Origin of the sequence: Aliivibrio fischeri, from assembly GCF_009727955.1 — a bacterium.
GTDB classification, from domain to species: Bacteria; Pseudomonadota; Gammaproteobacteria; order Enterobacterales; family Vibrionaceae; genus Aliivibrio; species Aliivibrio fischeri_A.
On sequence record NZ_WOBR01000004.1, the window covers coordinates 129,294 to 153,547 of the forward strand.

Here is a 24,254-nt window from a genome sequence, read left to right on the forward strand (position 1 = left end):
GCTTATTTTGTCCAAGAAAAAACTGAAAATAGAGTGAAATTTGGTCAAGAAGTGTGGGGAAGCGCAGATATAAAAAAGCGAGCAGTAAAATTGCTCGCCAATTGATAGTTTTGTAATTATTGAAAGTTATTTGCTGTGGTATTGCTCACAAGCAAGTAGGGTGTTTTCGATAAGTGTCGCCACTGTCATAGGGCCAACACCACCAGGTACAGGAGTAATATAACTTGCTTTTGTTTTGGCTACGTCATACTCGACATCGCCAATTAACTTACCTGAATCCAGTCGATTAATACCTACATCAACAACGACAGCACCTTCTTTAATCCATTCACCTGGAATGAAGTTTGGTTTACCAACGGCGACAACAACCAAATCAGCTTGACGAATATGGCTTTCCAAATCTTTTGTAAAGCGATGACAAGTAGTGGTCGTACAACCAGCGAGAAGTAATTCAAGCGTCATTGGTCGACCAACAATATTGGAAGCACCAACAACAACGGCATGCATGCCACGAACTTGAATGTTGTAGCGATCAAGTAGAGTGATGATCCCTTTTGGTGTACAAGAACGCAATTTTGGAATACGTTGTGATAATCGACCTACGTTATATGGATGGAAACCATCAACGTCTTTTTCTGGGTCGATATGCTCTAAAATTTTCGTGCTATCCATTCCTGCAGGAAGAGGTAATTGAACCAAAATACCATCAATTTCAGGATCTTGGTTTAGTTCATCAATTAGGTTAAGAAGTTCTGATTCAGATGTGGTCGTTGGAAGGTCATATGATTTTGAAACAAAACCGACTTCTTCACAGGCGCGACGCTTACTACCTACATAAACTTGAGAGGCTGGATCTTGTCCAACTAATACAACTGCAAGGCCTGGAGCACGTAATCCTGCTTCTACACGAGCTTTAACACGAGCTCCGACTTCAGAGCGAACGGTTTGAGAAATGAGTTTTCCATCGATAATTTGAGCGGTCATAGTGATCCTTCTAAAGGGCAGTTACTGGTTGACCTAAGTATTGTCGCAGAATTAATTCAGAATAGCCATAGAGCAAACGTTTGCGCCAGAGGTTTTTTAAGTATCAAAACATCGTAATATCAATGATATTTGTAGGTTTTTTATTCAGAATGGTTTTCTTGTTGCTATAAAGTGAGCAAAGTGACTCATTTTTCATCACTCAGTAAGATAATGATAAGAAAAGGATTGATCTGATTTCGGATATTCGTATAATCCTACCACACAAAGCGCCCTTAGCTCAGCTGGATAGAGCACGTCCCTTCTAAGGATGTGGTCGTAGGTTCGAATCCTACAGGGCGCGCCAAAATTGGAAAAGCCGCATTAACCTTATGGTTAGTGCGGCTTTTTTCATTTCTGTCATATTATTTATCAATATGCTAGCGTTAGTTCATTGCATAGTTAATGGATTACTCTTATGTCTTTTTGGAATTCACTTTCAATTACTACTCGCTATTCAAGATTGCCTCGCTGTTTTTTCACGTATGTACAACCGACCCCCTTAGATAATTCTCGTTGGCTTATATGGAACAGTGAATTAGCTAAACAGTTTGATTTACCTGAGAACGTACATAATCATTCTGAGCTGTTAGATGCGTTTTCGGGTGAGACAGTGCCGTCCGTTTTTGCACCACTAGCCATGAAATATGCAGGACATCAATTTGGTAGTTATAACCCAGACCTTGGTGATGGAAGAGGACTTTTACTAGCAGAAATAAAAGATAAAAAAGGGAATAGTTTTGATCTTCATTTAAAAGGAGCTGGTTTAACGCCTTATTCTCGTTCTGGTGATGGCCGAGCTGTATTACGCTCTACAATTCGTGAGTATTTATGTAGTGAAGCGATGGCTGGGCTTGGTATTCCTACGACACGAGCATTAGGAATGATGACGAGTGATACCCCGGTATTTAGAGAAGGGTATGAGACTGGGGCTCTACTCATTAGAATGGCTGAAACTCATATTCGATTTGGTCATTTTGAGCATTTGTTTTATTCAAATTTATTGGAAGAGCTAAAGTTATTATCGGATAAAGTGATTGAATGGCATTTCCCTTGTTGTTTAGGTGAAGATAAACCATATCTCGCAATGTTTAATAATATTGTAGATAGAACTGCTTATATGATTGCGCAATGGCAGGCTGTGGGATTTGCCCATGGTGTTATGAATACCGATAATATGTCGATTATTGGCCAAACGTTCGATTATGGTCCTTTTGGCTTTCTTGATGATTATGAGCCCGGTTATATCTGTAATCATTCTGACTACCAAGGGCGCTATGCATTTAATCAACAACCTAGAATTGGTTTATGGAACTTATCGGCCTTGGCACATTCACTTTCACCGTTAATTGATAAGTCAGATTTAGAAAAAGCATTAGAGCAATATGAAATAAAATTGCATGATTATTTTAGTCAATTGATGCGAAAAAAATTGGGCCTATTTTCTAAGCAGGAAGGGGACAGCCGTCTATTTGAATCCATGTTCGAATTACTGTCACAAGGTGCGGTGGATTACACTCGATTTATGAGGGCGCTGTCTTACTTAGATTCTCAAGATAAACAAACTGTAATTGATTTATTTGTTGATAGAGATGCGGCAACATTATGGGTAAATCTGTACTTAACACGATGTAAGTTAGAAGCTGATAGCTCCGATATGCGTTGTTCAAAAATGAGAAAAGTGAACCCAAAATATATTTTGAGAAATTACTTAGCTCAACAGGCCATTGTTAAAGCAAATGAGGGGGATTTTAGTGACGTTAAAATTTTATCTACGCTATTGGCATCACCATTTGATGAACATCCTGATTTTGAGCATTATGCTGAATTCCCCCCAGAGTGGGGGAAGAAAATGGAAATCAGCTGTTCATCATAGAGTTAATTAATTTATGACGTAGTAAGGCAGCCATATTTGCTGCTTTTTACTCTTAGTTTCTCTCTTCTAAGCTGTGAAACATGAGTTGAAGTAATTCGTCCATTGCACCCGTTTTATCACTATTTGTATAACCTTGAGCTAATATTGTCCATTGTGGTGATAATTGAGTCGGCAAATAAACGGCAATAAACACACTGGCTTTGTCACTGTTATTTTCATCGATGCCATGTGGCTCTATGCCTGCTGATAATCCTGTTTTATTTAGAATTTGATCGTCGCTGATCTTAGTATCTACCCCTAAACCATAGCCAATATAAAAATCGGCTTTTTGCAGATCATCCGTGTAGATAAACCCTTTTTGTTTTAATTCATTTTTTAAAGCAAGAATGAATTTTTCTTCAGTATCATTCTTGTTTAATTTTTTATTTAGGTAATTGGCATTGACATCCGGATGCCAACTGAAGAATGTTCTTCCAGATATTATGTTATTAATATCACCAGTTGTAACAAGGTTTACCGTGCTTTTTTCTTGATGTGTTTCAGTAACACAACCGCTTAATGTAAAAAGTAGAAGTAAAGAAAGTATATATTTCAAAATAGAGACCTAAACGAAATGAATAAAGATTGGAGTGGTATCGGTAGAATTGGTTCAAAAAAGGTGAGTACATTCACTCACCTTTTTATAAACTTGAAAATGAAGTTATTTGGCACTTTCACCTTCGAGTAGTTTAATTTCACTTGCATGAAAACCTTTTGGACCTTCGTGGATTTCGTAAGTGACGGCCTGTCCTGCTTTTAGGGTACGGTACCCTTCCATTTCGATGGTGGAGTAATGAGCAAAAATATCGCCATCCTCACCTTCTGGGCAAATGAAGCCAAACCCTTTGGCGTTATTGAACCATTTTACTGTACCTGTTGCCATGCTATACATCCCTCTGCATTTTAATTACCTAGCACAATGGTTATGAATTAATCATTTAGCTGTTCAATTGATAACCACTACAAGTACACTCTATTAAATATAAAATGTGAGTCAAGTACAAAGTTGTCACTTTTTTAACATTTATACTTAATATCACATTTAAGGTTAACATATTTGTCAATAATATCAGTTTGATAAATATAGTGGAGAACCTGAACAAAAGGCTCTATTCTTTATTTATTGTTTCGATGAATTTCTATCCAATTAACAAAAAAATAAGTGATAAAGACTTTAAAACAGTATCTTTTGTTTGATGTAATCTCTCGTCTAGATTAGTCTGAATAGTAAGGGGATACCTTGAAGTATCAGATTATTTTTTTACTAATTTAGTTGTCGACATGAGTAAACTATATGAATGGATTTCTCCTGATTCAGATGTTTTGGAGCAAGAGAAAACAGAGTTAAGACCACCATCTATGTATAAAGTGGTTTTAAATAATGACGATTACACTCCAATGGAGTTTGTTGTCGAAGTTTTAGATAAATTTTTTTCCATGGACTTGGAAAAAGCAACACAATTAATGCTAACAGTGCATTATGAAGGGAAAGCAGTATGTGGGACGTTCACTGCTGAAGTTGCTGAAACTAAAGTTGCGCAAGTGAATACTTACTCGCGTGATAATGAGCACCCACTACTGTGTACAATGGAGCAAGCGTAAGTTTGTTCGTTACACCATAATTTGGTGTTTTGGGAGGTTCCTATGCTAAATAAAGAATTAGAAGCGAGTTTGAACACTGCGTTTGCTCGTGCGCGAGAAAAGCGTCATGAATTCATGACGGTAGAGCACTTGCTATTTGCTCTGCTGGAGAACCCATCAGCTCACGAAGCGCTTATTGCTTGTCATACTGATTTAGATGCCTTGGCAACTGAAATCGACGAATTTATCACACAGACAACACCATTAATTCCTCTTGATGATGAAAGCCGTGAAACTCAGCCTACGCTTAGCTTTCAGCGTGTATTACAACGAGCTGTTTTTCATGTTCAATCATCTGGTCGAAGTGAAGTTACTGGTGCAAACGTATTGGTCGCTATTTTTAGTGAACAAGAATCTCACGCAGCATATCTACTTAAAAAGAATGATATTAGCCGTTTAGATATCGTTAACTTTATCTCCCATGGTGCACCAGAAAATCGAGATGAAAATAGCGAGTCAAACAATGTTGAAGCGGCGGTTGAAGCAAATTCAGAAGATAAATTAGAGAGTTTTGCAACTAATTTAAACCAAGTCGCTAAAAATGGTGGTATTGACCCGCTTATTGGTCGTGATCAAGAACTTGAACGAACTATTCAAGTGTTATGTCGTCGTCGCAAAAATAACCCATTATTAGTGGGTGAAGCTGGTGTTGGTAAAACTGCGATTGCGGAAGGTCTTGCATGGCGTATTGTTGAAGAACAAGTACCTGATGTAATTAAAGATTGTGTTATTTATTCTTTAGATATTGGTTCATTACTTGCGGGTACTAAATACCGCGGTGATTTTGAAAAACGTTTTAAAGCGATTTTGAAGCAACTTGAAAAAGAAGAACACGCGGTTTTATTTATTGATGAAATTCATACCATTATTGGAGCGGGTGCCGCTTCTGGTGGTCAAGTTGATGCCGCGAACTTAATTAAACCATTATTAAGTAGTGGTAAATTACGTTGTATTGGCTCAACAACTTATCAAGAACACAGCACTATTTTTGAAAAAGAACGTGCATTAGCTCGTCGTTTCCAAAAAATTGATATTTTAGAACCGTCGTTAGATGATACGACAAAAATATTGATCGGTCTGAAAAGTAAGTACGAAGAACATCATGAAGTGCGTTATACCAATAAAGCACTTCGTGCGGCGGTAGAATTATCTGCTAAGTATATTAATGAACGCCATCTTCCAGATAAAGCAATTGATGTAATTGATGAAGCGGGCGCACGTTGTCGCTTAACACCTGCTAGTCGTCGTAAAAAGACCATCAATGTCGCTGATATTGAATCCATGGTCGCGAAAATGGCGCGTATTCCTGAAAAATCTGTATCTTCAAGTGATAAAGATGTTCTGAAAAAGCTTGATGATAAATTAAAAATGCTTGTGTTTGGACAAGATCAGGGTATCGATGCACTATGTGAAGCGATTAAATTAAGCCGTGCCGGTCTTGGTGCTGAGAATAAACCGGTAGGTTCATTCTTATTTGCTGGTCCTACTGGTGTTGGTAAAACGGAAGTAACGGTTCAATTAGCTAAAGCTTTAGGTATTGAATTACTGCGCTTTGATATGTCTGAATATGGTGAGCAGCATACTGTTAGCCGCTTAATTGGTGCGCCTCCGGGTTATGTTGGTTACGAGCAAGGTGGTTTATTAACTGATGCGGTAATTAAACATCCACATTCTGTTGTTCTTCTTGATGAACTTGAAAAAGCGCACCCAGATATCTTTAATCTGCTGTTACAAGTAATGGATAATGGTACGTTGACAGATAACAATGGACGTAAAGCGGATTTCCGCAACGTAATTTTTGTTATGACAACCAATGCGGGTGTTCAAGAGACGGTTAAAAAATCAATTGGTCTAATTCAACAAGATCATTCTACTGATGCAATGGCGGCAATTAAGAAAGTATTTACGCCTGAATTCAGAAACCGTTTGGATAATATCATTTGGTTTGAGCATCTAAGTAAAGATGTCATTTCACTGGTTGTTGAAAAATTCATTGCAGAGCTGCAAGCACAGTTAGATGCTCGTGGTGTATCAATGGAAGTATCCAAAGAAGCAAAAGCATGGCTTGCTGAAAAGGGCTATGACAAAGCGATGGGGGCACGTCCAATGGCTCGAGTTATTCAAGAAAACCTTAAAAAACCAATGGCAAATGAATTACTGTTTGGTGATTTGGTTGATGGTGGTACGGTACGAGTGAAACTTAAGAAAGATGAACTTGTATTTGAATTTACAAGTGAAACTGAAGCGGTTCATTAATAAACCAATTCTATTGCTATCATCTAGTTTGCTTTGAGATCTAATAAAAAACCCAGTCATTGACTGGGTTTTTGTTATTGTTTTTTTATTAGTTTAAAGCGATAAACTAATAGAATGACAAATTAACGCGCACGGAAGACGATACGGCCTTTAGATAAATCATAAGGAGTCATTTCAACTGTTACTTTGTCACCAGTAAGAATACGGATGTAGTTTTTACGCATTTTACCTGAGATATGAGCAGTAACAACGTGACCGTTTTCTAATTCTACGCGAAACATTGTGTTTGGTAGTGTATCTAGAACTGTGCCTTGCAGTTCAATTGCGTCTTCTTTTGCCATTGAATCCTCTTTATATAGATAGCTTTGGCTGATTTTTAAGCGGCTAATAATGCCCTTAAAAATGATGTATGTAAAGTTTGGGCTGCATTTTAACCCTGCCAGACCATATTTACTAGCTTTTGGTTCGGTTTATATTGATCTTTATACTTCATTGCTGGGCAATCGTCTATTTGATAACCAGGGTAAAGCCACTCTTTAGATAACTCTTTGCATAATTTTAGCTGAATAAGAACGGAGATTGTTCCTAGAGATAGAGGATGTTCTGGTTCAAAAAATGTATACATAGCGCTGATGGAGTCAGATAGAACATCACTAACAGCAATGGCTATTAGAGTTTCGTTTTCATAAATATGTAAAAATTGATTCGTTAACCAGTGACTGTGTGAAAATTCAAAAAATTGTTTTTGATTCGCAGGATACATGCTTCCAGTTCTATGGCGAGTATTGATATAACGTTCATACAAATCGAACCAATTATCATCCATTTTGGATTTTAGTTCCCATCGGAAAGAAGAGAGTTTATTTAGTAATCTTTTTTGGCTTTTGCTTGGTTTAAATTTATTTGCATTAATTCTTAGTGGCTTACAAGCATCACAATGCTCACACATGGGTTTATAAATGGTTTCACCACTTCGACGAAAACCAAGACGAATTAGGGCTTGATAACCTAAAGTTGTATGTAATTCTTGTTCCATTACAACGGCTAATCGTTCTTTTTGTTCTGGTAGGTAGCTGCAAGGCCCTTCTGGTGTTAAACCAACTTGAAGTGAGTATTGATTCATGAAAATGAACTATCCCCTAAAGTTTGAGTTAAATAGCAGTCAGATGATGTTGGTTTTACACGAAGCTCTTCAAGTAATGTTTTGAAATTACTTCGTTTCATTTCTTGAGCTCCAAGACTTTCTAAATGAGGATTCATCATTTGGCAGTCGATAAGCTTTCCATTAGATGATACAAAGTGCTCACAAAATTTCCATAATGCAATTTTTGATGCATTAGTTTGCAATGAAAACATAGACTCACCACAAAAAACTTGGCCTATTTGTAACCCATATAATCCACCAATTAACTCATTGCCATTCCATACTTCAACTGAATGGCAATAACCAAGATCAACCAATGTTTTATAAGCCTTGATCATTTCCGGCATTATCCATGTTTCTTCTTTTGGCCTGGTTGATGCACAAAGGTCAATAACTTGATAAGTGGCTTTGTTGAGAGTTACGTTGTAGTTCGATTTTCTGAAGAACTTTTTTAAGCTTTTAGATGGTGAAAATTGCTCAGGGAAAAATACGCCTCGAACGCTTGGACTCCACCATAGGATAGGATCACCATCACTGTACCATGGGAAAATACCATGTTGGTATGCACTGATCAGCTGCGCAGAGGATAAGTCTCCACCCATTATGAGTAAACCATCAGGGTTATTTAATGCGTTTTCTATATTAGGAAAAACGGTTGAATGAGATGGAATAAGCTCAGGTAAATAGATAGTCATAGATAAAAGAAATCACTATTCATTATTTTTAGGCCAAAGAGACGATATTGCCTCTGGTACATCGCGTTGGTTTTCGTTACTCTGAAAGTATGAAGAATAACAAAAAATAACAATTAAAGCTGAAGCAGTCATGAAAAATTAATCATGACATTATTTTTATTTGTACAGGAATTTTTACACAAACATGGAAAGCTTAACTCTTCAACCTATCTCTAAAATTGATGGACAAATCAATCTACCTGGTTCAAAAAGTGTATCAAACCGAGCGTTACTTCTAGCTGCGTTAGCTTCAGGAACTACAAAATTAACGAATCTATTAGATAGTGATGATATTCGTCATATGTTGAATGCGCTTAAAGCATTGGGCGTTGAATATAAATTATCAGCAGATAAAACAGAATGTGAAGTAACTGGATTAGGACGAGCGTTTGAACCTAATGAAGCATTAGAGCTTTTCTTAGGTAATGCTGGAACGGCGATGCGTCCATTGGCTGCGGCACTATGTTTAGGCCAAGGTGAGTTTGTACTAACGGGTGAACCTCGTATGAAAGAGCGACCAATCGGTCACCTTGTAACGGCTCTTAAAGCTGCTGGAGCAGACGTAGAATATTTAGAAAATGAAAATTATCCACCGTTAAAAATTATAGGTACAGGCCTACATGGTGGAACAGTGGACATTGATGGCTCGATTTCTAGCCAATTTCTTACTGCGTTTTTAATGGCTGCACCATTATCTACAAAAGAAACAACGATTAATATTGTTGGTGATTTAGTTTCAAAGCCTTACATTGATATTACACTAGACATAATGGCAACATTTGGTGTGGAAATTGAGAATCAGAACTATCAAACGTTTGTCGTTCCTGCGAATCAAACTTATGTAGCTCCTGGTGACTTTCTTGTGGAAGGTGATGCTTCATCAGCATCCTATTTTCTTGCTGCCGCTGCAATTAAGGGTGGGGAAGTAAAAGTAACAGGTATTGGTAAAAAGAGTATTCAAGGCGATGTTCAATTTGCAGATGCATTAGCTGCAATGGGGGCTGAAATTGAATGGGGCGATGATTATGTTATCGCTCGAAAAGGTGAACTTAATGCCATTGATATGGATTTCAACCATATTCCAGATGCTGCAATGACAATTGCAACCGCTGCATTATTTGCAAAAGGAACGACCTCAATTCGTAACGTATACAATTGGCGTGTAAAAGAAACTGATCGTTTGGCTGCGATGGCAACCGAGTTAAGAAAAGTGGGTGCAGTAGTGGAGGAAGGGGAAGATTATATTACGATTACACCGCCAGCTTCATTACAGCATGCATCGATTGACACTTATGATGACCACCGCATGGCGATGTGTTTTTCTTTAGTTGCATTAAGTGATACTCCTGTAACGATTAATGATCCAGGTTGTACATCGAAAACATTCCCTGATTATTTTGATAAATTAAAAGAATTAAGCTGCTAATTGGTTGTATTTTAAATTATTACCTTATATTCAATAAAAGCTCTGTATCAAAATTCAGAGCTTTTTTAGTTTTTCATAATCAAGAGTATATAAATAATCTTACTTGGGTATAATGCTGCCCGTAGAAACCAATCACAATAATTAATTGGAGAACTCCATGACTACTCATTCACCAGTCGTTACTGTTGATGGTCCAAGTGGAGCAGGTAAAGGCACGTTGTGCATGTTACTTGCAGAAAAGCTAGGTTATAATTTATTAGACTCTGGCGCTATTTACCGAGTGCTAGCATTAGCTGCTATTCACCATGGTGTTGATCTTAATTCAGAAGATGCACTAGTTCCTTTAGCGGCTAATTTGGATGTGCAATTCAAAGCTGAAGGTGAATTGGTTAAAGTAATTCTTGAAGGTGAAGACGTATCTGCAGAACTTCGTAAAGAAGAAACAGGTATGGCTGCATCTAAAGTTGCTGCGTTACCTCAAGTTCGCGAAGCTTTATTACGTCGTCAGCGTGCGTTTTCTGCTCAACCTGGCTTGATTGCTGATGGTCGAGATATGGGTACTGTTGTGTTTCCTAACGCTGAAGTTAAGATATTTTTAGATGCAAGTGCTGAAGAACGTGCGAATCGCCGAATGAAGCAGTTGCAACAGAAGGGGTTAGATGTTAAATTTGACCGTCTTTTAAGCGAAATTCAAGAACGTGATGATCGAGACCGCAATCGCGCTGTCGCACCATTACGTCCTGCGGAAGACGCTTTAGTTTTAGACTCAACGTCAATGAATATTGATGAAGTTGTCGCGCAAGCCATTACTTTTATTGAATCTAAGCTATAATATTAAACTTAGTTAGTTGCAAGGATGATAACTAACCTTACTATCAACCCCATGCGGTAGGATACCCATGGACGTTTAAATTTGAAGATCAAATAATGACTGAATCTTTTGCTCAACTCTTTGAAGAGTTTCTAAATGAAACTGAATTCCAACAAGGCAGCATCGTTAAAGGTACTGTAGTAGCTATCGAGAACGGTTTCGTTCTTGTTGACGCTGGCCTTAAGTCTGAAGCAGCTATCCCAGCTGAACAATTCAAGAACGCTGCTGGCGAACTTGAAGTTGAAGTTGGTTCTGAAGTAGACGTTGCTCTTGACGCTGTTGAAGATGGTTTCGGTGAAACTCAACTTTCTCGTGAGAAAGCGAAGCGTCACGAAGCTTGGATCCAACTTGAAAAAGCATACGAAGATGCTGAAACAGTTATGGGTGTTATCAACGGTAAAGTTAAAGGCGGCTTCACAGTTGAACTTAACGGTATCCGTGCATTCCTACCTGGTTCTCTTGTTGATGTACGTCCAGTACGTGACACTCTTCACCTTGAAGGCAAAGAGCTAGAGTTCAAAGTAATCAAGCTTGACCAAAAACGTAACAACGTTGTTGTTTCACGTCGTGCTGTTATCGAATCTGAAAACAGTGTTGAACGTGATGAGCTACTTGCTTCTCTACAAGAAGGCATGGAAGTTAAAGGTATCGTTAAGAACCTTACTGACTACGGTGCATTCGTTGACCTAGGTGGCGTAGACGGTCTACTACACATCACAGATATGGCTTGGAAACGTGTTAAACACCCATCTGAGATCGTAAATGTTGGTGACGAGATCAACGTTAAAGTTCTTAAGTTCGATCGTGAGCGCACTCGCGTTTCTCTAGGTCTTAAGCAACTAGGCGAAGATCCATGGGTAGCTATCGCTAAGCGTTACCCAGAAGGTCACAAGCTTTCTGGTCGTGTTACTAACCTAACTGACTACGGCTGCTTCGTTGAAATCGAAGAAGGCGTTGAAGGTCTAGTACACGTTTCTGAAATGGATTGGACTAACAAGAACATCCACCCTTCTAAAGTTGTTAACGTAGGCGACGAAGTTGAGGTTATGGTTCTTGAGATTGACGAAGAACGTCGTCGTATCTCTCTAGGTCTAAAACAATGTAAAGCTAACCCATGGCAGACATTCGCTGAAGCGCAAGCTAAAGGCGACAAAGTTACTGGTAAGATCAAATCTATCACTGACTTTGGTATCTTCATCGGTCTTGACGGCGGCATCGACGGTCTAGTTCACCTATCTGACATTTCTTGGAATGCTACAGGTGAAGACGCGGTACGTGAGTACAAGAAAGGCGACGAAATCTCTGCTGTTGTTCTAGCAGTAGATGCAGAGCGTGAGCGTATTTCTCTAGGTGTTAAACAAATGGAAGAAGACCCATTTAACAACTACCTAGCAGACAACAAGAAAGGTACTCTAGTAAACGGTACTGTTTCAGCTGTTGACGCTAAAGGCGCTACAATCACTCTTGCAGACAGCGTAGAAGGTTACATCCGTACTTCTGAGCTATCTCGTGACCGTGTTGAAGATGCATCTCTAATCCTAAGCGTTGGCGATAGCGTTGAAGCGAAGTTCACTGGTGTAGACCGTAAGAACCGCGTAGTTAACCTATCTATCAAAGCTAAAGATGAAGCTGACGAGCAAGAAGCAATGGCTTCACTGAACACTAAGTCTGAAGACGGTGGTTTCGGTAACGCAATGGCTGACGCTTTCAAAGCAGCTAAAGGCGAATAAGTAAATTAGAAGGGAGCAACATTGCTCCCTTTTCTTTCGATAACGTAAGAGAGGTCATTTATGACAAAATCTGAACTGATTGAACAACTGTGTAGTAAAAAGCCTCAACTTTCTGCTAAGCAGGTGGAAGATACAGTCAAGGAAATCCTTGAGCAGATGGCAACAACGCTAGAAGGCGGTGATCGTATAGAGATTCGTGGTTTTGGTAGTTTTTCTCTACACTATCGAGAGCCACGTTTAGGTCGTAATCCTAAAACTGGTGATAAGGTAGAGCTGGACGGTAAGTTCGTTCCACACTTTAAACCAGGTAAAGAACTGCGTGAACGTGTGAATTACAGCTAATGCTAATTGGCATACAAAAACGGCATACTTTTGAGTATGCCGTTTTTTTATGTTCATTTTCAATGCATTTAGGTGTATCTTTAGAGCTGTAAAATAAAAACTTTTAGATACTCAATTAACTGGAGGGAATACCAGTGAAAATTATCGTTGCCATTTTATTACTTGTTTTATTTTTGATCTCACTGGCTATTGGTGCACAGAATCAAGCTATTGTTAATTTTAATTACCTGTTAGCTCAAGGTGATTTTCAACTGTCCACATTATTGGGTATTTTCTTTGCAACTGGCTTTGGTTTAGGCTGGTTAATTTGTGGCAGCATGTATCTAAAAGCGAGCATGACTCAACGCCGCCTTCGCAAACGCTTAGATAAAAAAACGGCTGAGCTTGATAAGTTGCGAATTGAGTCAACGAAAGGGTAGTGACTGAATGTTAGAACTGCTATTCCTATTATTACCTATTGCTGCCGGTTATGGTTGGTATATGGGTAATAGGAGTGCGAGACAACAACGCCAAAAAGAAACGAATCACCTGTCACGTCAATACGTGGCGGGTTTGAATCTATTGTTGTCTGATCAGTCGGACAAAGCAGTCGATCATTTCATCGAACTACTTCAAGTCGATAGCGATACCATAGACACCCACCTTGCATTAGGTAACCTTTTTAGACGAAGAGGTGAAGTCGATCGCGCCATCAAAATTCATCAAAATCTCATCGCACGTCCGAACCTTACGATAGACCAACGAAATATAGCCTTACAGCAGTTAGCAAAAGATTATATGGTTTCAGGTATTCTTGACCGTGCTGAAAAAATATTTGAGCAGCTGCTTGAAGAGCCTGATCACAGAGAAGCCGCTTTACTGCAATTAGTTGCTATTCATCAACAGACTCGAGAGTGGGAGCAAGCTATTCAATTTGCGAACAGTTTGGTTCGTATGGGTCGTAAAAAACTCAAGCTTGATATTGCTCACTATTATTGTGAGCTAGCGATGCAAGAGCTTGCAGATGATAATTTGAATAAAGCAAAACAGAATCTTAAAAAAGCCTTATCTTCTGATAATCAATGTGTACGAGCCTCTATTATGATGGCGAAACTTCTTATGGAAGAAGAGAATTACAAAAGTGCTCTTGCTCACCTTGAATCAGTGCTGGATCAAGATATTGATTTTGTAAGTGAAGCATTACCATTGCTTGCTGAATGTTATGAAAAACTAGACAGAGAAGGCGCATTACTTCAATTTTTAAAAGAAGCAATTTCAAAAGGCGCAGGAGCTAGTGCTGAATTGATGCTTTCAAATTTGATTGCTAAGCATGAGGGTGTTGCTTTAGCTCAAGGGTATATGACCAAACAGCTTCTTAAGAACCCTACGATGAAGGGATTTTATCGTCTCATGGGCTACCATACTGATGAAGCGGAAGATGGTAGGGCGAAAGCAAGTTTATCTAGTCTGCAAACTCTTGTTGGCGAGCAATTGAAAATGAAACCTAATTACCGCTGCAGTAAGTGTGGTTTCTCTGCTCATCGATTGTTTTGGCAGTGTCCATCTTGTAAGGGATGGGGAGTTATTAAGCCTATTAGAGGTTTAGATGGTGAATAATTGAAGAGGCGCTCTGAGTGCCTCTTTTTTTGAATGTAAGAAAAGACCGTGAGTGTGACTAATCTTCATTATTAATTGATGAGATTAGTATAAATTTTTAAAGGAGAGAAAATGAAAGACCAAAAGGTGATCGTGGCACTGGATTATGATAATCAAGCAGATGCGTTAACGTTTGTTGATAAAATTGATCCAAGTTCATGTCGTTTAAAAGTAGGCAAAGAGATGTTTACTTTATTTGGCCCTGAGTTTGTTAAAGAACTTCATAAACGTGGTTTTTCTGTTTTTCTAGATTTAAAGTTTCATGATATTCCAAATACCTGTTCAAAAGCGGTAAGAGCGGCAGCAGAAATGGGTGTATGGATGGTTAACGTTCATGCGAGTGGTGGTGAGCGTATGATGAGTGCCTCGCGTGAAATATTAGAACCTTATGGTAGTGACCGTCCATTATTAATTGGTGTGACGATATTAACGAGCATGGAGCAACAAGATTTAGCTGGTATTGGTTTAGATATTGCACCACAAGAACAAGTAAAACGTTTAGCGGCATTAACGAAAAACAGCGGTTTAGATGGTGTCGTATGTTCAGCTCAAGAAGCATCAATGCTAAAAGCTGATTTAGGTAAAGAGTTTCAGTTAGTAACTCCAGGAATTCGTCCTGCAGGTTCTGATGTTGGTGATCAAAAGCGTATTATGACGCCAGTAGATGCGATTACGGCAGGTTCTGACTACTTAGTTATAGGTCGTCCGATTACACAAGCGGAGAATCCATCACAAGTCCTTAATGAGATTAATCTATCTCTCGCTTCTGTTTTATAACTAGCTCTATTGTTAATAGATAAAAAAATAGAGACCATTTGGTCTCTATTTTTGTTTGTAAGTTTAGAATTACATTACACGCATGCCAGGTTGAGCACCTTCGTGTGGTTCTAAGATCCAAAGATCTTTACCACCAGGGCCTGCAGCTAGGATCATACCTTCAGACATACCAAACTTCATCTTACGAGGTTTAAGGTTAGCAACCATAACAGTTAGCTTGCCTTCTAGCTCTTCAGGTTTGTATGCTGATTTGATTCCAGAGAACACTTGACGAGTCTCGCCACCGATATCCAGTTGGAATTTAAGTAGTTTGTTTGCCTTTGGCACTTCTTCACAAGAGATAATACGTGCAATACGCATATCAACCGCTTCGAAGGCATCAAACTCAATCTCATCAGCGATAGGATCTTTATCTAGTTCTGTTTGACTTGCTTTTTCTTTTTCCGCTTCAGCCTTTTCTTTTGCTGCCATTTCGATTGCTGCGTCTTCTTTAGACTCTTCAATCATAGCTTCAACTTTCTTAGGATCAATACGAGCGAATAATGCTTTAAATTTAGTGATCTCATGAGCAACTAGTGGTTGTGCGACGCCTTCCCACGTTAGTGTTTCATTTAAGAACGCTTCAGTACGAGCTGCAAGCTCTGGCATTACAGGTTTTAAGTAAGCCATTAATACACGGAACAAGTTAATACCTACAGAAGACACTTCTTGTAGTTCTTGTTCTTTACCTTCTTCTTTTGCAAGAACCCAAGGTGCTTTCTCATCAATGTATTGGTTTGCTTTATCAGCTAGTGCTGTGATTTCACGAATAGCACGACCAAATTCACGAGTTTCATATAGTTCAGCAATACGATCAGCTGCTGCAATAAATTCATTGTAAAGCTCAGGCTCTGCAAAGTTATCTGCAAGTTTGCCATCAAAGCGTTTAGTAATGAAACCAGCGTTACGAGAAGCTAGGTTTACAATCTTGTTAACTACATCAGAGTTTACACGTTGAGTGAAATCTTCAAGGTTTAAATCAAGATCATCAATACGGCTGTTTAGTTTCGCTGCATAGTAGTAACGTAGACACTCAGGGTCTAAGTGATTTAAGTAAGTACCAGCTTTGATGAAAGTGCCTTTAGATTTAGACATTTTCGCACCGTTAACCGTTACGTAACCGTGAACGAATACGTTATTTGGTTTACGGAAACCTGCGCCATCAAGCATTGCAGGCCAGAATAGGCTGTGGAAGTAAACAATGTCTTTACCAATGAAGTGATAAAGCTCAGTTGTGCTGTCTTTCTTCCAGTATTCATCAAAGTTTAAATCATCACGCTTATTACATAGGTTTTTGAATGAACCCATGTAACCAATCGGAGCATCTAGCCAAACGTAGAAGAATTTATTTGTTTCGCCAGGGATTTCAAAACCAAAGTATGGTGCATCACGAGAAATGTCCCATTGCTGTAAGCCTGATTCAAACCACTCTTGCATTTTGTTTGCAGTTTCAGTTTGAAGAGAGCCTGAGCGAGTCCACTCTTTAAGCATGCTTTCAAATTGAGGAAGATCAAAGAAGAAATGCTCAGAATCTTTCATCACTGGAGTCGCACCAGAAACGGCTGATTTTGGATTAATTAAATCTGTTGGACTGTATGTTTCGCCACAGTTGTCGCAGTTGTCGCCGTATTGGTCTTCTGCTTTACATTTAGGACATGTACCTTTTACAAAACGATCTGGTAAGAACATTTCTTTTTCAGGATCGAACAGCTGAGAAATTGTACGACTTGTAATAAAGCCGTTTTTCTTTAGCTCAAGGTAGATGTGAGAAGCTAATTCGCGGTTTTCATCACTGTGCGTGCTGTGATAGTTATCAAAGCTAATATCAAAGCCTGCGAAATCTTTTTGGTGCTCTTCGCTAACGGCTGCGATCATTTCTTCTGGAGAAATACCCATCTGTTGAGCTTTAAGCATGATTGGTGTGCCGTGAGCATCATCTGCACAAATAAAGTTAACGTCGTTGCCGCGTAAACGTTGGTAACGAACCCAGATATCCGCTTGGATATGCTCAAGCATGTGGCCTAAGTGGATTGAACCGTTTGCATACGGTAGGGCACATGTAACCAGAATTTTTCTCGGATCTGTAGCCATATCTTCTCTTTCGCTTAATGTGATGGGTGAAAATTTAAGAGATAAATAGTACCTGAACCAAGTTAGAAAGCATAGAGGATCAAGGCTCCAATTAGTGATAGGATGAGTAAAAATAACCGTGGAGCATTGAAGATGGCATTTCAAACGATGGTAGAGATTAAAAATTGGTTAAATACGTTTACGCATTCGCAACTTTGTGAAGGTTGGGCTGATATTTCAAATGTAGTATCAATTGATGCGGTAGGGAATATTAATGTTGTTTTTCCTTTTGTATCAAACAGCTTAAAAAGTGATTTTCATGATTGGTTAGAGGTGCAAAAGGAAGAATTAGCATTACCTAAGTTGTCTGTTCAAGTATCGACTAAAACCTCGTCTTTAAAAACAAATCAACCTGCGATTAAAGGCGTAAAAAATATCATAGCGGTGAGTTCTGGTAAGGGTGGGGTCGGTAAATCAACAACAGCAGTAAATTTAGCATTGGCTCTACACCATTTAGGCGCACGTGTTGGTATTTTGGATGCAGATATATACGGCCCTTCTGTGCCTTTAATGCTAGGAGTTGAAGATAAAAAACCAGCGATTGTGGATAATAATAGAATGATGCCTGTTGAAGCTCATGGACTATACAGTAATTCAATTGGTTACTTAGTCGAGAAAGGTGAAGCTGCAGTGTGGCGAGGCCCTATGGCATCTAAAGCTTTATCTCAGCTTCTTAATGAAACATGGTGGCCTGATTTGGATTATCTTATTATTGATATGCCACCAGGTACTGGTGATATTCAACTTACATTGTCTCAACAAGTACCGACGACAGGTGCTGTAATTGTCACAACACCACAAGATCTTGCATTAACTGATGCGATTAAAGGCGTGAATATGTTTACGAAAGTGGATGTGCCTGTCATTGGTGTAGTGGAAAATATGAGTGTTCACATTTGTTCTAATTGTGGTCACCAAGAAGCGATTTTTGGAACTGGTGGAGCAATGATTATGGCTCAACGTTACTCGATTCCATTATTAGCTCAATTACCATTACATATCGATATACGAAGTGAGACTGATTCTGGAACGCCTAGCGTGGCTATTAATCCAACAAGCCCTCACAGTGAATTGTATATTAATTTGGCAGAACAAGTATCAAGTCGACTATACTGGCAAGGAGAGGTGATTCCTGACCAAATAATGTTCAAGTCATTGTAGGATCACACTTAAGTGAAATTTGAGCTGGAAAGTATCATTAGTAATCCCTATAATCATGCGGTTTTATTAAATATCCGTATATCGCACACTTTTAGGTATCTTTTATGTCAGAGAACAGTAATCATCACTGTATTATCGTAGGTATTGCAGGCGCATCAGCTTCAGGTAAAAGCTTGATTGCTTCAACAATTTATAATGAACTACGAGCAAAAGTTGGCGATCATCAGATTGGTGTAATAACTGAAGATAGTTACTACAAGGACCAAAGCCACCTGACCATGGAAGAAAGAGTCAAAACAAATTACGATCATCCAAATGCATTAGATCACGAATTACTTTGTGAGCATTTAGAGCAATTGATGCGTGGTGAAGCGGTTAATATTCCAACTTACAGTTATACAGAGCATACGCGTACTTCTGAAGTTGATGTAATGACTCCAAAGAAAGTAATCATTCTTGAAGGTATTTTATTACTAACAGATCCACGTCTACGTAATTTAATGCATGCAAGTGTATTTATGGATACTCCTTTAGATATCTGTTTACTACGTCGTGCTCGACGCGATGTAGAAGAGCGTGGTCGTACAATGGAATCTGTTTTTGAACAGTACCAAAAAACAGTACGTCCAATGTTCATGCAATTCATTGATCCATCAAAGCAACACGCTGACATCATTGTCCCGCGTGGTGGTAAAAACCGCATTGCGATTGATGTATTAAAAGCACATATCTCACGCTTATTAAAAGCGTAAGACATTTATCTTTAAAAGGGCCGGCAATTATGTCGGCCTTTTTTTTTGTCTCATACCTTATAATTTCGCTATACTCCAATGTATAACTATCGATAAGCTCATGTTTATTATGCTTAACTGATGGCATACTTAACACTATCGTTACTATTTAAGAACAATTAGATGGATTTTGGCCGTGAAAAAAATAGCCCTATTAATTAGTATACCGTTTATTGCTGTAATCGGTGCCGTATTGGTATTAGTGTTACTTGTTAACCCTAATGAATTTAAACCGTTGATAACAGAACAAGTTGAAGCGCAAACAGGTCGTCAATTAACGATTGATGGGGATATTGAATGGCGCTTTTTTCCGTCAGTAGGTTTCTCTATTGGTAAGATGGCATTAAGTAATCCAGAAGGATTTGTGGAGCCAAATTTAGTCTCATTCGATAATGCGATACTTGATCTTAATGTTCGTCCTTTATTTCAACATGAAGTTAGTATCGGTCTTATTACTTTGGATGGGGCTTCATTTACGTTACATACATTAAAGAATGGCGTGACTAATTTAGATGGTCTTGTTGCTAAAAAAGAAACATCAACAGTAGAAAATAATAACCCAACAGCTCCAGCAGAAGAATCTGACGTTAATTCAGAAGCATCGTCAGCAACAAGTACAGAATTCAATGGCTGGAAAGTCTCTTTACAAGGTATTGCTTTAACTAATGCGGAAGTGCTTATCCAAGATGATAAAGCAGGTTCAAAAATTCACTTTAGTGATATGAATTTATCCCTTTCAGAGTTCATTCCGGGACAGTGGGCTGAGTTAAACTTTGACTTAAAAGGTGATTTAGGTAAGCAAAAAGTCGCACTAAAAGGGAAAACAGAGCTTAATATAGCTGAAACGCTAGATGATGCCTCATTTAAGAATGTTGAATTTAATGCTTCGTATGCTGATGCAGCAAATAAATTTAATGATATTACCTTTACTATTGATCAATTTTCTTTTGATAAATGGGCTAATTTAGCTTTAAAAGCAAAAGGTAAAGCAAATAATTTAGAGGTTAATTCGAATTCAACATTTGCTCTTTATGTACCAAAAGCGTTAGATCTAATTAAAATCAAAGAATTCACAAGTACTAACAATGTGAAGGGAAAAGGCATTCCAAATGAAGATGTGACCGCTGTTATTGGATTTAATAGTTCCTTTGATCTAAACAAATCGTTCTTGAAGATAGACAAGCTTGCTTTATCAGCGGTTGATACCGATTTTACTGGTAAGTTGAGCGTGCAATTAAATGATATTCCTAAAGTTCGCTTTGATCTACGCAGCCCAAGTATTGATGTTGATGCTTTACTAGCAACGTTACCAAAAGATGAGTCATCTAAAATAGTAGATTCAAATACATCAACAAAAGCGTCATCTGCACCAGTAAAAGAAGTGGAACCTGACTTAAGTGCATTGAAAACGTTAGATGTTGCGGGTTCAATTATTATTGATAAATTTAAAGCTAATAACGCAAAAATGCAGAATGTGACGTCTGTGTTCTCTGTTAATCGTGGTGTGTTGAAATTAACGAAATTTCATTCTGATTTATATAGTGGTGGAATTGATATGACAGCAACACTTGATGCTCGAAAATCAGTACCGACTTATAGCGTTAAACAGACGATTAGAGGAGTAAAAGTTGCCCCTTTATTAACGGATGTCATGGGTGAGAGTCTTGTAGAAGGTACAGGTAATATAGCGATTAATGCATCAGGAAAAAGTTTAAAACCAACGGCACTTAAGCAGAACCTTAAAGGGAAAGTTTCGATTAACTTTGCTGATGGTGCTGTAAATGGTATTAACATTCCGTTATTAATCCGTACGACTTATGCAAAGGTTAAAGGTGAAAAAGTTAAAGGAAGCGAAGAAGCTGAAAAAACAGATTTTAGTGCCCTTACTGCTGACTTTTATCTAGCAAACGGTAATGCAACAACTAAAAATATCAAGATGGTCTCTCCTTTACTTCGAATTCATGGTGAAGGTTCTGCACATTATGTGAATGAAACAGCAAATATGCTGATTAAAACGTCTATTGTGGGCACATTAAAGGGGCAGGGCGGTAAGGATATTGACGATCTAAAAGATGTGACGATTCCAATTCGAGTAACGGGTTCTTGGTCAAATCCTAAATATAAACTTGAATTCGATGATGTGATGAAGCAAAAAGCACAAAAAGAAATTGATCGTGGTATTGAGAAGCTAGAAGAAAAATATGGCGATAAGATTAAAGATGAAAAAGTAAAAGATGCGGCAAATAAGTTACTTAAAGGACTTTTTAATTAAGTTTGAGTTATAGCATCATATAAAGAAATGGCCTACATCATTAAGATAGTAGGCCATTTTTTTTAAGGTATTACCAATCAATGCCTTTTAACGCTTTAATACCAGAATCGAATGCATGTTTAACACTTCGCACTTCAGAAACGGTATCTGCCATTTCAATTAACTCACGATGAGCTGCTCGTCCTGTAATAACGACAGATTGCATTTTAGGGCGATTAGATAGTGCCGTTTTTAATTCTTCCAAATCAATATAGCCATAGGTGACCATGTACGTCATTTCATCAAGCAAAACTAAATCGATAGAATCATCTTCGAGCGCTTTTTTACATTTTGCCCATACAGCTTGAGCTGCTTTTGTATCCGATTCTTTATCTTGAGTATTCCAAGTAAAGCCAGTTTTCATTACATGGAATGGAACGTTATGCATTTCTAATAAGTTTCGTTCACCACAATCCCAAGTGCCTTTAATAAATTGGGCTACTACGCAATTAAGTCCATGACCAACAGCTCGAGCAACAGTACCAAAGCCTGATGTGGTTTTTCCTTTGCCATTTCCCGTAATGATCAAGAGTAGCCCTTTTTCTTCTTGAGCTTCGGCCACACGTTTATCAACGTTGTTTTTAATTTTTTCTTGTCGTTGTTTATAACGTTCGTCTTTTTTATCTTGTTCAGTCATGTTTTATTCCATTAAAAGAAAGGTGAATATAAAAAATCCCGATAGGAGAACCATATCGGGATTTCTAAAGTCTATCAATGAATTTGAATTATATGCCTAATTATTGACTCACAACTTTATAGATAGGGTCTTCTTGTACATTGATTTCAACTAAGCTACCTGCTTTGTTTAGAAGAGCATGGCAATCTTGGCTTAAGTGACGAAGATGCACTTTTTTACCTGCTTTAGAGTAACGCTCAGCGATAGTATCAACGGCTTCAATAGCTGAATGGTCAACAACACGTGATGCTGCGAAGTCAATAATGATGTCTTGAGGATCATTTTCAACATCAAATAACTCTAAGAAGTTTGCTGCTGAGCCAAAGAAAATTGGACCATTAATTTCATAAACTTTAGAACCTTCTTCGTTTACAGAGTTTGTAGAGAAGATGTGTTTAGCGTGTTGCCATGCAAACATAAGTGCTGATGCAATTACACCTACTGCCACAGCGACCGCAAGGTCAGTAAACACAGTTACCACAGTTACTAGTACAATCACGAAGAAGTCTTGTTTTGGTACACGACGTGCCAGTTTGAATGTTGCCCATTCAAATGTCCCAATAACTACCATGAACATAACACCAACAAGAGCAGCTAGAGGGATCATTTCAATTAGTGATGAAGCAAATAAAATGAAGACCAATAGCATTACAGCTGCAACGATACCAGATAGACGACCACGACCACCTGAGTTTACGTTAATCATTGATTGACCAATCATTGCACAACCACCCATAGCTCCAAACACAGAACAAGTGATGTTTGCTACACCTTGACCAACACATTCACGGTTTGATTGACCACGAGTACCTGTCATTTCGTCAATTACAGTTAATGTTAGAAGAGACTCAATTAAACCGATAGCCGCTAAGATAAGCGCGTATGGGAATATGATGTACAGTGTTTCCAATGACAGAGGAACAACCGGCAGTGCAAATGTTGGTAAAGATCCTGCAAGTGTCGCGGTATCATTACCACTCATTGTTCGTAGGAAATCAACAACGGTACGAGTATCTAAATCTAAACCCTGTACTAAACCAGTAACAACAATAATAGCAACTAAAGAAGATGGAACCGCTGTTGTTAATTTCGGTAAGAAATGAATGATAGCCATAGTTACAGCAACAAGACCTAGCATTAATATCATTTGATCGCCTTGAAGCCAATCAAGGTTACCTAATGCATCGGGTGCTTTAAATTGACCAAGTTGAGCAAGGAAGATAACAATAGCAAGGCCGTTCACAAACCCTATCATTACTGGGTGAGGAACGATACGAATGAATTTACCAAGTTTAAATAAACCAGCTGAAATTTGAAGGATACCGGCGAGCATAATGGCTGCAAAAAGGTACTGAACGCCGTGAACTGCTACTAAGCTAACCATTACAACTGCCATCGCACCTGTAGCACCAGAGATCATGCCTGGGCGGCCGCCAATAAGAGAAGTAATTAAGCCTACGATGAAGGCAGCATATAGACCAACCATTGGGTCAACACCTGCTACAAAAGCAAAAGCTACAGCTTCAGGAACCAAGGCTAGCGCAACGGTCAGACCTGATAAGACATCATTCTTTACGGAATGATTAGAAAATTTTGGAAATTCAAACATGTTTTTTAGATATCTTCTTTGGTTGTTTTTCAAGCATAGTGTGCGG

At 38.5% G+C, this 24,254-nt stretch carries 22 protein-coding genes and 1 tRNA gene; 14 read left to right on the plus strand and 9 right to left on the minus strand.

The window, feature by feature from the left end:
* Window positions 1–126: 126 nt before the first annotated feature.
* A complete protein-coding gene (gene folD / locus GNP81_RS04080) occupies window positions 127–984 on the minus strand; it encodes a bifunctional methylenetetrahydrofolate dehydrogenase/methenyltetrahydrofolate cyclohydrolase FolD (protein ID WP_005420192.1) in 858 nt (285 codons plus the stop codon).
* A 266-nt stretch (window positions 985–1,250) separates the two neighbouring features.
* Between folD and GNP81_RS04085 the strand changes: the two genes are divergently transcribed.
* Window positions 1,251–1,327, plus strand: a tRNA-Arg gene (locus GNP81_RS04085).
* A gap of 111 nt (window positions 1,328–1,438) precedes the next feature.
* Window positions 1,439–2,896 carry a protein adenylyltransferase SelO gene (locus tag GNP81_RS04090; RefSeq protein WP_155673602.1) on the plus strand — a complete coding sequence of 486 codons (1,458 nt, stop codon included), beginning with the start codon at window positions 1,439–1,441 and terminating at the stop codon, window positions 2,894–2,896.
* Window positions 2,897–2,948: 52 nt separating this feature from the next.
* Here the strand turns inward: GNP81_RS04090 and GNP81_RS04095 are convergent, their stop codons facing one another.
* Both GNP81_RS04095 and cspD read right to left on the minus strand, forming a co-directional pair.
* Window positions 2,949–3,491, minus strand: coding sequence for a DUF4136 domain-containing protein (locus GNP81_RS04095; RefSeq protein ID WP_155670564.1), 543 nt, complete (start codon window positions 3,489–3,491; stop codon window positions 2,949–2,951).
* A 105-nt stretch (window positions 3,492–3,596) separates the two neighbouring features.
* Window positions 3,597–3,818 carry a cold shock domain-containing protein CspD gene (cspD, locus tag GNP81_RS04100; protein WP_063648680.1) on the minus strand — a complete coding sequence of 74 codons (222 nt, stop codon included), beginning with the start codon at window positions 3,816–3,818 and terminating at the stop codon, window positions 3,597–3,599.
* 398 nt (window positions 3,819–4,216) lie between these two features.
* Between cspD and clpS the strand changes: the two genes are divergently transcribed.
* Complete coding sequence (gene clpS / locus GNP81_RS04105) at window positions 4,217–4,537, plus strand: ATP-dependent Clp protease adapter ClpS (protein WP_005420184.1); 321 nt, start codon at window positions 4,217–4,219, stop codon at window positions 4,535–4,537.
* Window positions 4,538–4,579: 42 nt separating this feature from the next.
* Entirely contained in the window at window positions 4,580–6,832 is a 2,253-nt protein-coding gene (gene clpA, locus GNP81_RS04110; RefSeq protein ID WP_155670562.1) for an ATP-dependent Clp protease ATP-binding subunit ClpA, read from the plus strand.
* A 122-nt stretch (window positions 6,833–6,954) separates the two neighbouring features.
* Here clpA and infA read toward each other — a convergent pair whose 3' ends face one another.
* From infA to aat, 3 genes are all read right to left on the minus strand, one after another.
* Window positions 6,955–7,173, minus strand: coding sequence for a translation initiation factor IF-1 (gene infA / locus GNP81_RS04115; protein ID WP_005420180.1), 219 nt, complete (start codon window positions 7,171–7,173; stop codon window positions 6,955–6,957).
* 89 nt (window positions 7,174–7,262) lie between these two features.
* Window positions 7,263–7,955 (minus strand): arginyltransferase, encoded by a 693-nt coding sequence (locus tag GNP81_RS04120; RefSeq protein ID WP_155673603.1) that lies wholly within the window; start codon window positions 7,953–7,955, stop codon window positions 7,263–7,265.
* The gene (gene aat, locus GNP81_RS04125) at window positions 7,952–8,671 is read right to left on the minus strand and encodes a leucyl/phenylalanyl-tRNA--protein transferase (protein WP_155673604.1); all 720 of its coding nucleotides are present in this window, start codon (window positions 8,669–8,671) and stop codon (window positions 7,952–7,954) included. The genes GNP81_RS04120 and aat overlap by 4 nt, the downstream gene beginning before the upstream one ends.
* A gap of 184 nt (window positions 8,672–8,855) precedes the next feature.
* On the opposite strand from aat, the gene aroA reads away from it, so the two are divergent.
* The 7 genes from aroA (at window position 8,856) to pyrF (ending at window position 15,491) form a co-directional block, all read left to right on the plus strand.
* Window positions 8,856–10,136, plus strand: a complete 1,281-nt coding sequence (aroA, locus tag GNP81_RS04130) for a 3-phosphoshikimate 1-carboxyvinyltransferase (RefSeq protein ID WP_155673605.1) — start codon at window positions 8,856–8,858, stop codon at window positions 10,134–10,136.
* Between the two features lie 157 nt (window positions 10,137–10,293).
* The gene (cmk, locus tag GNP81_RS04135) at window positions 10,294–10,968 is read left to right on the plus strand and encodes a (d)CMP kinase (RefSeq protein ID WP_005420163.1); all 675 of its coding nucleotides are present in this window, start codon (window positions 10,294–10,296) and stop codon (window positions 10,966–10,968) included.
* 95 nt (window positions 10,969–11,063) lie between these two features.
* Window positions 11,064–12,737 (plus strand): 30S ribosomal protein S1, encoded by a 1,674-nt coding sequence (gene rpsA, locus GNP81_RS04140; RefSeq protein ID WP_005420162.1) that lies wholly within the window; start codon window positions 11,064–11,066, stop codon window positions 12,735–12,737.
* 60 nt (window positions 12,738–12,797) lie between these two features.
* Complete coding sequence (gene ihfB, locus GNP81_RS04145) at window positions 12,798–13,079, plus strand: integration host factor subunit beta (protein WP_005420161.1); 282 nt, start codon at window positions 12,798–12,800, stop codon at window positions 13,077–13,079.
* A 134-nt stretch (window positions 13,080–13,213) separates the two neighbouring features.
* Window positions 13,214–13,498, plus strand: a complete 285-nt coding sequence (locus tag GNP81_RS04150; protein ID WP_005420160.1) for a LapA family protein — start codon at window positions 13,214–13,216, stop codon at window positions 13,496–13,498.
* A 7-nt stretch (window positions 13,499–13,505) separates the two neighbouring features.
* On the plus strand, window positions 13,506–14,675 hold the full coding sequence (gene lapB / locus GNP81_RS04155; protein WP_155670555.1) for a lipopolysaccharide assembly protein LapB: 1,170 nt from the start codon (window positions 13,506–13,508) through the stop codon (window positions 14,673–14,675).
* Between the two features lie 111 nt (window positions 14,676–14,786).
* Entirely contained in the window at window positions 14,787–15,491 is a 705-nt protein-coding gene (gene pyrF, locus GNP81_RS04160) for an orotidine-5'-phosphate decarboxylase (RefSeq protein WP_155673606.1), read from the plus strand.
* 69 nt (window positions 15,492–15,560) lie between these two features.
* Here pyrF and metG read toward each other — a convergent pair whose 3' ends face one another.
* On the minus strand, window positions 15,561–17,621 hold the full coding sequence (metG, locus tag GNP81_RS04165; protein ID WP_065598237.1) for a methionine--tRNA ligase: 2,061 nt from the start codon (window positions 17,619–17,621) through the stop codon (window positions 15,561–15,563).
* A gap of 132 nt (window positions 17,622–17,753) precedes the next feature.
* On the opposite strand from metG, the gene apbC reads away from it, so the two are divergent.
* The 3 genes from apbC to GNP81_RS04180 all read left to right on the plus strand — a co-directional run bounded on the left by apbC (window position 17,754) and on the right by GNP81_RS04180 (window position 21,884).
* Window positions 17,754–18,821 carry an iron-sulfur cluster carrier protein ApbC gene (gene apbC / locus GNP81_RS04170; RefSeq protein ID WP_155670551.1) on the plus strand — a complete coding sequence of 356 codons (1,068 nt, stop codon included), beginning with the start codon at window positions 17,754–17,756 and terminating at the stop codon, window positions 18,819–18,821.
* A gap of 104 nt (window positions 18,822–18,925) precedes the next feature.
* Window positions 18,926–19,573 carry a uridine kinase gene (udk, locus tag GNP81_RS04175; RefSeq protein WP_005420153.1) on the plus strand — a complete coding sequence of 216 codons (648 nt, stop codon included), beginning with the start codon at window positions 18,926–18,928 and terminating at the stop codon, window positions 19,571–19,573.
* Between the two features lie 175 nt (window positions 19,574–19,748).
* A complete protein-coding gene (locus tag GNP81_RS04180) occupies window positions 19,749–21,884 on the plus strand; it encodes an AsmA family protein (protein WP_336495437.1) in 2,136 nt (711 codons plus the stop codon).
* A gap of 70 nt (window positions 21,885–21,954) precedes the next feature.
* On the opposite strand, the gene cobO is transcribed toward GNP81_RS04180, so the two are convergent.
* Together cobO and GNP81_RS04190 are read right to left on the minus strand one after the other, a co-directional pair.
* The gene (cobO, locus tag GNP81_RS04185) at window positions 21,955–22,560 is read right to left on the minus strand and encodes a cob(I)yrinic acid a,c-diamide adenosyltransferase (protein ID WP_155666501.1); all 606 of its coding nucleotides are present in this window, start codon (window positions 22,558–22,560) and stop codon (window positions 21,955–21,957) included.
* Window positions 22,561–22,660: 100 nt separating this feature from the next.
* Entirely contained in the window at window positions 22,661–24,208 is a 1,548-nt protein-coding gene (locus tag GNP81_RS04190) for a SulP family inorganic anion transporter (protein ID WP_155673608.1), read from the minus strand.
* Window positions 24,209–24,254 lie beyond the last annotated feature (46 nt).

Bases quoted from the DNA above. Each gene is read 5' to 3' on its own strand.
- metG (WP_065598237.1), bottom strand. From the start codon at position 17,621: ATGGCTACAGATCCGAGAAAAATTCTGGTTACATGTGCCCTACCGTAT.
- lapB (WP_155670555.1), top strand. From the start codon at position 13,506: ATGTTAGAACTGCTATTCCTATTATTACCTATTGCTGCCGGTTATGGT.
- folD (WP_005420192.1), bottom strand. From the start codon at position 984: ATGACCGCTCAAATTATCGATGGAAAACTCATTTCTCAAACCGTTCGC.
- cspD (WP_063648680.1), bottom strand. From the start codon at position 3,818: ATGGCAACAGGTACAGTAAAATGGTTCAATAACGCCAAAGGGTTTGGC.
- aroA (WP_155673605.1), top strand. From the start codon at position 8,856: ATGGAAAGCTTAACTCTTCAACCTATCTCTAAAATTGATGGACAAATC.
- infA (WP_005420180.1), bottom strand. From the start codon at position 7,173: ATGGCAAAAGAAGACGCAATTGAACTGCAAGGCACAGTTCTAGATACA.
- udk (WP_005420153.1), top strand. From the start codon at position 18,926: ATGTCAGAGAACAGTAATCATCACTGTATTATCGTAGGTATTGCAGGC.
- rpsA (WP_005420162.1), top strand. From the start codon at position 11,064: ATGACTGAATCTTTTGCTCAACTCTTTGAAGAGTTTCTAAATGAAACT.
- clpA (WP_155670562.1), top strand. From the start codon at position 4,580: ATGCTAAATAAAGAATTAGAAGCGAGTTTGAACACTGCGTTTGCTCGT.
- cmk (WP_005420163.1), top strand. From the start codon at position 10,294: ATGACTACTCATTCACCAGTCGTTACTGTTGATGGTCCAAGTGGAGCA.
- clpS (WP_005420184.1), top strand. From the start codon at position 4,217: ATGAGTAAACTATATGAATGGATTTCTCCTGATTCAGATGTTTTGGAG.
- GNP81_RS04190 (WP_155673608.1), bottom strand. From the start codon at position 24,208: ATGTTTGAATTTCCAAAATTTTCTAATCATTCCGTAAAGAATGATGTC.
- ihfB (WP_005420161.1), top strand. From the start codon at position 12,798: ATGACAAAATCTGAACTGATTGAACAACTGTGTAGTAAAAAGCCTCAA.
- cobO (WP_155666501.1), bottom strand. From the start codon at position 22,560: ATGACTGAACAAGATAAAAAAGACGAACGTTATAAACAACGACAAGAA.
- aat (WP_155673604.1), bottom strand. From the start codon at position 8,671: ATGACTATCTATTTACCTGAGCTTATTCCATCTCATTCAACCGTTTTT.
- GNP81_RS04090 (WP_155673602.1), top strand. From the start codon at position 1,439: ATGTCTTTTTGGAATTCACTTTCAATTACTACTCGCTATTCAAGATTG.
- pyrF (WP_155673606.1), top strand. From the start codon at position 14,787: ATGAAAGACCAAAAGGTGATCGTGGCACTGGATTATGATAATCAAGCA.
- GNP81_RS04120 (WP_155673603.1), bottom strand. From the start codon at position 7,955: ATGAATCAATACTCACTTCAAGTTGGTTTAACACCAGAAGGGCCTTGC.
- apbC (WP_155670551.1), top strand. From the start codon at position 17,754: ATGGCATTTCAAACGATGGTAGAGATTAAAAATTGGTTAAATACGTTT.